Genomic DNA, 11212 nt, shown 5'->3' on the forward strand with positions numbered 1-11212 from the left:
CTTTCGACAGCTCAATGAATTCTGAATTTTTTAATATCTTTCGATATTGAATTGACTGTGCCGAAGCAACTTATAAATAAGTTACTTCTGTTGGTCACTCAGTTTTCAATTGAGACTCTAATTTGCTTGCCTCGCTACCTAAGTAGGTTGGCTGTTAGAACTCAATCTGTACGAGTGCCCACACAGATGATTGCTTTATATTGTTAAAGAACGTTTTGAGTCGCTTTAGCGTCTCAAGGGATGAGAATAATACACCCTTTATTTTTCGAGTCAACACTTTGTTTTAAATTTTCTTTTGGAAGATTTAAAACCGAAGTTTTACTTAACTCTCTGAGTAGTTCGCGCCTCGCTATGCGTTGTCCGCTGCGCGTCGCCATATCCCGTCTCAGTGGGGTCGCATTATAGGGAGCGGCGGATTTTACGCAAGCGTTATTTGCATAAAATAGTAATTAAAATTAAGCCCCAAGCAAGCACACACGATAAACACAAGTTACCCACAAGACCCTGTTGATAACTCTTGTTTTTACATAGATAAACCATACTAAAGCTATTAATTAAAACCTTAAAAATGCAAAAAGCACCTTGTGTAGGTGCTTCTCAAAAGTAATAGTTATTAGAATCTAGGGTCTGTTTATCTTTCAAGGTTAAATTTGCAGCAGCCTGTTTGGTATTCAGGCAAGGCAGAGCCTATGTAGTGTGGTTACTCCCCATAAATAGGCGATAACGTAGCATTAATGCCAAACAGGCGCTGCCCAAAGGGTTCTTCCTAGGGGCTATTTACTCTTTGTTACTCGGTTTTTACTTAGCCCACTAGGTTACAAATCTCGCGCCGCGATTAAACACCCCCCTAGTTTGAACAAATTTTAATCTGCAAAGAGCAACAGACCCTAGTATAAAATACTATATAACTTGCGGCGATACTTAGCTGCGAGTGCGTCGCCATCAGGTAAAGAGGCAATAATGGCTAAAAAGCTTGGTTTTGCTTCGTTGAAGTTCAGATCTTTTTGTAGAACTGTAAACAGTACATCCAATGCCTCTTCTTTTCTGCCTGCTTCATTAAGTAAAATACTGAGCTCTTCTTTTAGTTCTAAGTCATTTGGATACTTTTCTACTTGTTGTTGCTTTTCTTTAATCTCTGGTGAGTCTTTTGCTTCAAGCGCGGCTTCGCATTTTGCTTTAATATTATTAAAGTAAGCATCTTGCTCTTGTGCACCTATTGTATTTATAAGCGCTTGCGCTTCATCTACCTTGTGAATTTGAATACATATGTCTGCTAGCACTAACTTGATACGTGCATTACCGCTGTCTATTTCATAAGCTTGCTTTGCATAATTAAATGCAGCATTTAAATCTGACTTTAATAACGCTTGCTTTGCTTGCTCTAACAGTAAGTCTTGTTGCGCAGGTAAATGCTTTGCTAGGGCTTCGCGTATTTGCGCTTCGCTTTGAACACCTGCAAGTAAATCTACTGGTGCGGAGTCTTTTAATAATACAAGCGTAGGCAGTGTTTGCAGACCAACTTGTTGCGCAAGTTGAGAAGCGAGTGCTTGTTCTGCATCGCAATCTAGGTTTGCTACTACTATATAGCTTGCATATTCTGCTGCTACTTTATCTAAAATTGCAGCCTGTCCTATACAGTCAGGACTTTGAGGAGAGAAAAAGTTAAGCAACACCAATTTTTGTTGTGATGTTTCACCGAGTACTTGTTGAAGGTTTTGCGCATTAATACTAACTATGTTGCTCATTGAATTGATTGCCATATTCGTCTATTTAGGTTTTTATATGGTGGTGAACATAATAATTACAAGTCATATACCTAAATCACTCGGTATACATATTCAACAATAAGGGAAAATATGAAATTAACTTACCTAAGTGCAATACTTTTATTAGCAAGCCGATTAGTACAAGCAAATGGACTCGATTTGAATTTAAGCAAAGCCATGCCAGCTATTGAAAAGTTTTACCTCGACTTACACCAATCCCCAGAGCTCTCTTATCACGAACAAAAAACAGGTAAAAAGATAGCAGATAGATTAACTCAGCTGGGTTTTAAAGTAACAAGTAATGTAGGTGGCTTTGGTGTAGTTGGTATTTATAAAAATGGTGAGGGGCCGACAGTAATGATCCGCACTGATACTGATGGCTTACCTATTATAGAGCAAACAGGAAAATCCTATGCCTCAAAAGTCAAAGTAATAGATGAGCACGGTGCAAAAGTAGGTGTAATGCACGGCTGTGGCCACGATATCCACATGAGCTCTTTTATTGGAACTGCAGAGCAGTTAATTGCTCATAAAAAACAGTGGCAAGGTACATTAATGATGGTTGCACAGCCTGCAGAAGAAGTAGGTGGGGGTGCTAAAGCGATGTTAAGCGAAGGACTATTTAGTAAATATGCAAAACCTGATCATATAATTGCTTTACATGTAAGCGCTAGCGTCCCCGCTGGTAAGGTATCAATGAAAAATGAATACACGATGGCAAGTGTAGATTCTGTCGATATTACAATTAAAGGTAAAGGTGGTCATGGTGCTTATCCGCATACAACTATAGACCCAGTGGTTATAGCTGCACGCACTGTACTTGCTTTGCAAACAATCACAAGCCGAGAGCTTTCACCGCTTGAGCCATCTGTTATTACAGTGGGGTCTATTCATGGTGGTTCAAAACATAATGTGATTTCGGATGAAGTAAAACTACAACTCACTCTCAGAAGCTATAACCCCGATGTAAGAAGCGCTCAAATAGCTGCAATAAAACGAATCACCGCAGGTATTGCACAAAGTGCTGGATTAGATGAATCAAGCTACCCTGTTGTATATGTACATGAAGATGAATCTATTCCGTCTACTTATAATAACCCTGCACAAACAGACATTGTTAGAAACTCTATTGCCAGCGCAATTGGCGATACTAATGTACTTGAAACACAAGCTGTAATGGCAGGTGAAGATTTTGGCCTATACGGACGCACCGATGAAAATATCCCTATTACCTTATTTTGGCTAGGTGGTGTAAACCAAGCACAATATGTAGATTCGATAAAAACAGGTGAGGTTCTCCCTTCCCTACACTCTAGTAAATTCGCACCTGATTATAAAGTTGCCATTCCTACTGGAATAAAAGCAATGAGTAACGCTGCTGTTGCCTTATTTAATAAGTAACCTAAGTTTAGGTTAAGTAATACCAATTCAACATTAAGTAATATGGTTTAATAAAAAAAGCTCTGTTGCTAACTAGCAACAGAGCTTTTTTTATAACTCGACTTTTTAAAGGTCGCTTTTCCACCTCGTTTAGCAAAACGTTTTTTAGGTGAGCTTTTTGGTAACTTCGCAAATGCATTGCTATCGCAGTTTGCTGCTAATTGAACAAACCCATTTAGGTCAGCAAGTAAAGGCTGTAAAAACTGCTGATAACTCATTGCCTGCTGTGCAATATCACCTAAGCTCGACTCCCACTTTGCGGTTAAATCAGGACTCGCTAAACCTTGTGGTAATACGCTAATAAGAGCAAGTCCCGTTTCGGTCGCTCTAATTGACTTACCTTCACGTTTTAAAAAACGCCGCTTAAATAGCAACTCGATTATTCCCGCACGTGTTGCCTCCGTACCTAAACCATCGGTGTCTTTTAATACTTTTTTAATTTGTTGATCTTTAACATAACGACTAATACCGGTCATCGCAGCCAATAATGTAGCATCGGTAAAATAAGCAGGGGGTGATGTATGCTTTTCGACTACTTCGCCTTTATCACAAAAAAGAGGCATACCTTTTGTTAAAGGAGGTAGCGAGGCTTCATCTTTTAATTCAGATTTACCCATTAACACCTTAAAACCCAAGCTTACATCTTGCTTTGCATTTGCCTTAAAAAGCCCACCTGCAATAATGACCTCAGCTTTAGTTTCGTTATATATATAGTCGGGATAAAACTGAATTAAGTAATGACGGCTTATTAATTGATATACCTTTGCTTCATCACCGCTCAAACTCGTTGACTTTAACTGCTTAGCCGTAGGCACAATGGCATGATGGGCAGCTACTTTTGAATCGTTAAAACATTTACTACGCTTTTTTACATCAGCCCCGTTTACTAATTCACTACTTTGCCCCCCATTAGCACTTATTGCCTTTAAAATAGCAGATGCTTCTTGATGGTGATCTTTAGGTAAATAACGATTGTCTGAGCGTGGGTAAGTTATTAATTTATGACGTTCGTAAAGCATTTGGCAAATATCCAATACTTTTTGAGCTGGCATACCAAATGCTTTAGCCGCATCGATTTGTAGTGCAGATAAATTATAAGGTAATGGAGCACTTTGCTTTTTTTGTTTTTGGTCGAGAGAAGTAAGCTCAGCACTTTGCTTTGTAATACGTGAAGCAACATTTTCTGCAAGAGCTTTGTTAAGTATTCGCCCTTCTTCATCTTGATGTGGCTCACATGCTTTGCTTGGCACCCACTTAGCTATGAATGGTTGATTATCTGGAGTAAGCAAATGCGCCAATACATCGTAAAAAGGCTTAGATACAAAGTTCGCTATTTCGTTATCTCTATTAACAACAAGACCTAAAATAGGGGTTTGTACTCGCCCTACCGAAAGCACATTACCAAACCCTGCTTTTTGCCCAGCTAGTGTGTATGCACGTGTTAAATTCATACCAAATAGCCAATCCGCACGAGAGCGCGCTAAAGCAGATACACTTAACGGAACAAAATCTCGATTAGAACGCATTGCGCCCAATGATTTCTTTACCGCCGATAAGTTTAAATCACTAATGAGTAAACGTTGCGCACTTTGTTTTTTAGCCTGACTTATTTTAGCTTCTTCTATTACTTGGTCGACCAGAAGCTGGCCTTCACGGTCTGGATCGCCAGCATGAATAAGTTGTGAAGCTTGTTTAATTAATTTTTTTAAAACAGTGAGCTGTTTGCGAGTTTTGGTTTTGGCTTTTAACTTCCACTGCTCAGGTATTATAGGTAAGTGATCAAACTGCCACTTTTTAAAGCGCTCATCGTAATCATCGGGCTCTGCTTGCTCAAGTAAGTGCCCTATACACCATGAAACACAATCACCATTAGCTACTTCTATATAGCCATCATGTTTTTTATGTGGTTTTGGTAAGGCATCGGCAATTGCTCTGCCTAATGATGGTTTTTCTGCAATGTAGAGTTTCATGGGAGCCGCTCACTCACTGTTCATATAAACAGTAGTTTAGCACAGCTATTTTAAAGGTGGGGAGTTTTATCTTTTGCCCTAAAACTACCTTGTTTAGTGAAAAGAATAATTAGAGGTAAATAACACACAACAACTGTGGCTATGTTGATAAATGGTATTAGAGTCTGATAAACAGCAGTACTGTAAGCTAAATCCCATAAATGACGATCAACTAAGCGGAATAGTTGCAATATAGGTGCACCAATAACTACCAATTGACCAATAGCACATTGCCATAGGTACACTTTATCTTTTATCCCCCAGTAAGCGATAAGTGCCATCCAAATAATATCTGTTAGCGCCCAAACTAAATAACGATAAATATAAATGTCATCAAACCCTCTTAGGCTTGAAGCAGTTAGGTTACCAAAGAGGAAAAAAGCTGCGGTCAGTAATACAAATCGAAAGGCTAGGCGATCTTTAAATACAAAAAATATAAAAATAGCTGGGCTTAGCATTAAAACCCAGCTTTTACTTAAAATACTAACAATATACAAAAACCATTCAGGCAAAACACTCAGCCTTACTTTGTTTTTTTATCGTCATCTGTACCATCACCATTACCTGGCATGCCACAATATTTATTGATTATTTTCACAGAAACTCCATCACACATGTTAAGGAAATGTACTTTAAGCTAAAACAATAGGATTGCCAAGGTACTTAAACGAACAAAGTACCTTAAAGTGAAACTTATTCAATAAGCGATAGCGTCAAGCTCTAGCTTAACGCACATCAATCGGATCAGACTCTTTAGCCTTACCTTGTAGAATTGATATTTCTACACGACGGTTTCTTCGGCGGTCTTCATTTGAATCGTTTGGTACAAGTGGGCGAGTATCGGCGCGCCCTACTACCATCATGCGGTTTTTATCAAACCCTTGCACTGTTTGTAGTTCGCTTGCAACTGCTACAGCACGCTTTGACGATAAGTCCCAATTATTAATATATAACTCGTTTGAAACCTGAAAATCATCGGTATGCCCCGAAACAGTAATTTCGCCAGGTACATCTTTTAGCAGCTCACCAATATCTTGAATAATAGGTTTAAATTTAGGTTGTAAAAACGCACTACCCGAGGGAAATGAGCCATTCTCTCTAATACGAATAATTATTTGCTGCCCTAAAGATTCAAGTTCAATTGCACCATCTATTATTTGCTTTTCAAGCTGCTGCGCGATTTTTTTAACGAGCTCGTTAGTTTGTTCCTGATCGGCTGCTGAAGTTGCTTGCTCTGACGATTGCTCTTGAGAAGTGCTACGAGATTCTCCACCACGTTTGTCCCCGCGTTGTTCTTGCCTGCCGCCAGCTGAGCTTTCATCTCCAGCCTGAAACTCTAACATTTGTTGAGTCATTTCTACTGTTTGTTGTTGAATAGTTTCTATTGGAGTGGGTTCTGGTTTGCCTGGGGTAAACTCCATAGCAATAACAGAGGTACCTTTAGGGATATCTTTTACTTCAATTTTATTCTGCACACCAAAAGCAAACTTCATAGAGCCCGCAATTTGTTTAAACTTAAGTACATCCATTTCTGAAAACGCAAGCAAGAGTACAAAAAAGCACATTAACAGTGACATTAAATCGGCAAACGTTCCCATCCATGCTGGTAGGCCTGGTGGTGGGCATTTGCACTCTTGATCAGACATAATTACTCCTCGGTATCCACTTTACGTTTAGATTCAGCTAAGTAATTTTTCAAAATACCTTCGATTACTTTTGGATTTTGGCCATCTTGTATACCTAAAATAGCATCCAAAATTAAACGCTGATTCATAGCCTCTTCGTCTTTACGCAGTTCAAGTTTTACCTGAATAGGAATTGCCACAACATTGGCTAAAAACGCACCATATAAAGTTGTTAAAAGCGCTACCGCCATTGCTGGGCCAATTGCTTTTGGGTCATCCATGTTAGATAACATTGCAACTAAGCCAATTAGAGTACCAATCATTCCCATTGCTGGTGCAATATCGGCTAATGACTTAAATAAGCCTGCGCCCATTTCATGTCGAGTCGTGGTTAAAGAGATGTCTTTTTGAAGTGTGGCGCGAACAACATCTGCGTCATGGCCATCAACAAGCATGTCGACGCCTTTGCGCATAAATGGATTTGGGATTTCAGCTTCTTCGAGTGCTAAAAAGCCCCCTTTACGAGCTGAATCAGCAAGCTCTACTGCTTTTTCAATAAGTTCTTCTGGCGTTTCAATTTTAAACATAAACGCTTTAGCAACAACTTTACCTATACCCAAAAACTGCGACATGGTGAAATTTGATAAAACAATAAAAAGTGAACCACCAAATACAATTACACTAGAAGGAGCATCGGCAAACATAGCCATTTCACCGCTACTACTCATAAACATAGACATGACTATTAAGCCAATTGCGCCTAGGATCCCGATTATGGTTGCTAAATCCACATTTCCTCCAGAAGTTTCATGCTTAATGGCCTTATCATAAACTTTTATTATTAACTGCTTATCGGCAACATATTGAATTGCTTAAGCCATTTTTATAAATAAACATAAAAAGCAGCCTTTAGCACTATTTTAGATCAAGTTATAAGGGCTACCTAATTATCAATTGATTTATTAAACTAACAGACCGCTATTAAGGCTTTATTAATACACTTGAAATATAATTTAACGTTATAAAGGTAAAAAACCAATATCATCCTTTGACCTAGTTTAGCATTCCCCCTAAAATTGACCCCTAAATTTATTATGTAAGCTGAAATAAAGATGGCGACTAAAAAACCTGAAAACTTAAGTTTCGAACAAGCACTAGAAGAATTATCTACAATCGTTAGTGACATGGAACAAGGTGACTTATCGCTTGAGCAATCGTTAAAGCAATTTGAGCGTGGAATTGGATTAGCAAGTGCTTCATCAGGTAAATTACAGCAAGCAGAACAAAAAGTATCAATTTTGATGGGGAATGGCGAAAAGTCAGTTCTTACGAATTTTGATAATGATATGGAATAGCTGTGAGCATAAATAATTATATCGAACGTGCTCAAAAAGATGTAGTAGCGACCTTACAACAGCATTTTAAACAGCCTCTCGATACTGAAGAAACAGTCAAGAACGCCACCCAGTATGGATTATTTAATGGCGGTAAAAGATTACGTCCATTTTTAGTTTATGCCACAGGTAAAATGCTCGGTGCAAACCAGCAAGACTTACATGTACTTGCAGCTGCAATTGAGTGTATCCATAGCTATTCGCTAGTTCATGATGATTTGCCCGCTATGGACGATGACGACTTACGCCGTGGCCGCCCTACTTGCCATATAGAATTTGGCGAGGCAAATGCAATTTTAGCCGGTGATGCCCTACAAACACTCGCCTTTGAGCTTATTGCGAATCACAAATTTACATGCTCGTCGCAAACACAAATAAAAATGATTGCTACGCTTGCCAACGCATCAGGCCTTGAGGGCATGGTAGGCGGACAAGGTCTTGACATAGCAGCAACAGATAAAGTAATTACCGTACAAGAGCTTGAGCGAATACATAAGCTAAAAACCGGAGCTTTAATTAATTGCGCAATTACACTTGGTGCACTGTGCAGCGAAAAGGCAGATCAACAAACCTTAGAAAATTTAAGCATTTTTGGGTATGCTATAGGGCTGGCGTTTCAAGTACACGACGACATTTTAGATGTTGAAGGCGATACGGTTACTTTAGGTAAACCACAAGGCTCCGATATTGCCGCGAATAAAGCGACATATCCGGCGTTATTAGGTATGCTAGGCGCTAAAGAAAAGGCGCAAAATTTAATACAACAAGCCCATGAAGCGTTGGCAAATATAGATGCTGACACAACACTTCTTGCGTCGCTAGCAAATTACCTAATTGAGCGTGACCACTAATTTTTGCTCATACGTATTGCAATTAGCACTGACATTATTACTCAACATTAATTATTCGTAAAAGCTTTGAATGAATTAATGTTAGCGAAGGATATATATAAAACCATGACACTTGATAGTAGCAAGTATCCATTACTTAATTTGGTTGACGAGCCAGCCCAATTGCGTGACTTAGCGCAAGACAAACTCCCTGCATTTAGCAATGAGCTGCGCGATTATTTACTCAACTCAGTATCGCAAAGTAGCGGTCATCTAGCGTCTGGTTTAGGGACGGTTGAACTAACCGTTGCGCTACATTATGTTTATAACACTCCAGACGATCGCCTAGTTTGGGATGTGGGTCACCAAGCTTATCCACATAAAATCCTTACAGGTCGTCGCGACCAAATGCACACTATTCGCCAAAAAGACGGTTTGCACCCTTTTCCTTTTCGCGATGAAAGCCAATACGATACGTTTAGCGTAGGCCATTCAAGCACCTCTATTTCAGCTGCCTTAGGTATGTCTATTGCCGCCCAAAAAGAAGGCAAAGGTCGAAAATCTGTAGCCATTATTGGTGACGGAGCTATCACCGCAGGCATGGCATTTGAAGCGATGAATCATTTAGGTGATGTAAAATCAGACATGCTTATTATTTTAAATGATAACGAAATGTCGATTTCAGAAAATGTTGGCGCATTAACAAATCACTTTGCCCGAATTTTATCAGGTAGCTTTTATACTAACATTCGTGAAGGCAGTAAAAAGTTACTCTCAGGTGTGCCTCCGGTAAAGCAACTTGCCAGTAAAATGGAAGAGCACATTAAGGGCATGATGATCCCGGGGACCTTCTTTGAAGAATTAGGCCTAAATTACATAGGCCCAATTGATGGTCACGATGTAAACATGCTTGTAGATACATTACGTAATATGCGTAATTTAAAAGGCCCACAGCTTTTACATATAAAAACGCAAAAAGGTAAGGGCTACAAACCGGCTGAAGCCGATCCTATTGGCTACCATGGTGTACCAAAATTCGACCCAAGCACAACTAGCCTGCCTAAATCTAAACCTAGCGCTGCTACTTTTTCAAAAGTTTTTGGCGATTGGTTATGCGACATGGCAAAGCAAGACAGCAAGTTAATGGCTATTACGCCAGCAATGCGCGAAGGCTCTGGCATGGTACGTTTTTCTAAAGAGTTTCCAGATCAATACTTTGATGTGGCCATTGCAGAGCAGCATGCAGTTACTTTAGCGGCTGGTTTTGCTTGTGAAGGTTTAAAACCTGTTGTTGCTATTTACTCGAGCTTTTTACAACGTGCGTATGACCAATTAATACATGATGTTGCACTGCAAAACTTACCTGTATTATTTGCCATTGACCGCGCTGGCATTGTTGGAGCCGATGGTGAAACTCACCAAGGTGCGTACGATTTAAGCTTTATGCGCTGTATTCCAAATATGGTAATTATGGCACCAAGCGACACCAACGAATGTCGCCAAATGCTATACACCGGTTATAAAGCAAACTGCCCTGTTGCAGTTCGTTATCCTCGAGGTAGCGCAGGTACTGCAGACATTGAAAGCACTATGCAACTGCTTGAAATAGGTAAAGCAGATACAATTAAGCAAGGTGCTAAAATTGCTATTTTATCATTTGGTACATTGCTTGAAAACGCACAGCTTGCAGCTAACGAATTAGATGCAACGCTTGTTAATATGCGTTTTATTAAACCACTTGATACTGCACTTTTAAATGAGCTTGCAACTAGCCACGATGTAATTGTAACCCTTGAAGATAATGCTATTGCTGGCGGTGCCGGCTCTGCAGTTAACGAATACTTGGCAACGCAAAAGGCTGATATTAATATCCTTAACTTAGGTATTCCAGATGAGTTTATTAAACACGGCACGCAAGATGAAATGCACGATGAAATGGGATTAGGCGAGCAAGGAATATTAACCGCTATTAGGGCGTTTATCGCTTAAGCTATTTACTTAGTTTATTAAAAAGGAGCCTCAAGGCTAATGCCGATCAGTTAAGAAAATGACCGGTTGACCGATCCAAGCGATCATGCAAAATCCGTAGTTAGGAAACTAACTACGGATTTTTTGTGAATATAGAACAAGCACTGCAAGCAACACTTG

At 39.5% G+C, this 11212-nt stretch carries 9 protein-coding genes; 4 read left to right on the forward strand and 5 right to left on the reverse strand.

Going from position 1 to position 11212, the window contains the following annotated elements; genetic code table 11:
- Window positions 1–887: 887 nt before the first annotated feature.
- A complete protein-coding gene (locus tag H5115_RS19595; protein WP_165744058.1) occupies window positions 888–1745 on the reverse strand; it encodes a tetratricopeptide repeat protein in 858 nt (285 codons plus the stop codon).
- 111 nt (window positions 1746–1856) lie between these two features.
- Between H5115_RS19595 and H5115_RS19600 the strand changes: the two genes are divergently transcribed.
- Window positions 1857–3167, forward strand: a complete 1311-nt coding sequence (locus tag H5115_RS19600; protein WP_182756933.1) for a M20 family metallopeptidase — start codon at window positions 1857–1859, stop codon at window positions 3165–3167.
- A 68-nt stretch (window positions 3168–3235) separates the two neighbouring features.
- On the opposite strand, the gene H5115_RS19605 is transcribed toward H5115_RS19600, so the two are convergent.
- The 4 genes from H5115_RS19605 to pomA all read right to left on the reverse strand — a co-directional run bounded on the left by H5115_RS19605 (window position 3236) and on the right by pomA (window position 7631).
- The gene (locus H5115_RS19605) at window positions 3236–5176 is read right to left on the reverse strand and encodes a DNA topoisomerase III (RefSeq protein WP_182756935.1); all 1941 of its coding nucleotides are present in this window, start codon (window positions 5174–5176) and stop codon (window positions 3236–3238) included.
- A 50-nt stretch (window positions 5177–5226) separates the two neighbouring features.
- Window positions 5227–5727, reverse strand: coding sequence for a hypothetical protein (locus tag H5115_RS19610; RefSeq protein ID WP_002961730.1), 501 nt, complete (start codon window positions 5725–5727; stop codon window positions 5227–5229).
- A 213-nt stretch (window positions 5728–5940) separates the two neighbouring features.
- On the reverse strand, window positions 5941–6861 hold the full coding sequence (locus tag H5115_RS19615) for a flagellar motor protein MotB (protein WP_182673124.1): 921 nt from the start codon (window positions 6859–6861) through the stop codon (window positions 5941–5943).
- A 2-nt stretch (window positions 6862–6863) separates the two neighbouring features.
- Window positions 6864–7631 (reverse strand): flagellar motor protein PomA, encoded by a 768-nt coding sequence (gene pomA / locus H5115_RS19620; RefSeq protein WP_024597197.1) that lies wholly within the window; start codon window positions 7629–7631, stop codon window positions 6864–6866.
- A 321-nt stretch (window positions 7632–7952) separates the two neighbouring features.
- On the opposite strand from pomA, the gene H5115_RS19625 reads away from it, so the two are divergent.
- From H5115_RS19625 to dxs, 3 genes are all read left to right on the forward strand, one after another.
- A complete protein-coding gene (locus H5115_RS19625) occupies window positions 7953–8195 on the forward strand; it encodes an exodeoxyribonuclease VII small subunit (RefSeq protein ID WP_182756937.1) in 243 nt (80 codons plus the stop codon).
- Window positions 8196–8197: 2 nt separating this feature from the next.
- Window positions 8198–9085: a (2E,6E)-farnesyl diphosphate synthase gene (gene ispA / locus H5115_RS19630; protein ID WP_182756938.1), complete on the forward strand. Its 888-nt coding sequence runs from the start codon at window positions 8198–8200 to the stop codon at window positions 9083–9085.
- 105 nt (window positions 9086–9190) lie between these two features.
- Window positions 9191–11053: a 1-deoxy-D-xylulose-5-phosphate synthase gene (dxs, locus tag H5115_RS19635; RefSeq protein ID WP_182756940.1), complete on the forward strand. Its 1863-nt coding sequence runs from the start codon at window positions 9191–9193 to the stop codon at window positions 11051–11053.
- Window positions 11054–11212 lie beyond the last annotated feature (159 nt).

The organism is Pseudoalteromonas sp. SR44-2 (assembly GCF_014163745.1).
Taxonomy (GTDB): domain Bacteria; phylum Pseudomonadota; class Gammaproteobacteria; order Enterobacterales; family Alteromonadaceae; genus Pseudoalteromonas; species Pseudoalteromonas distincta.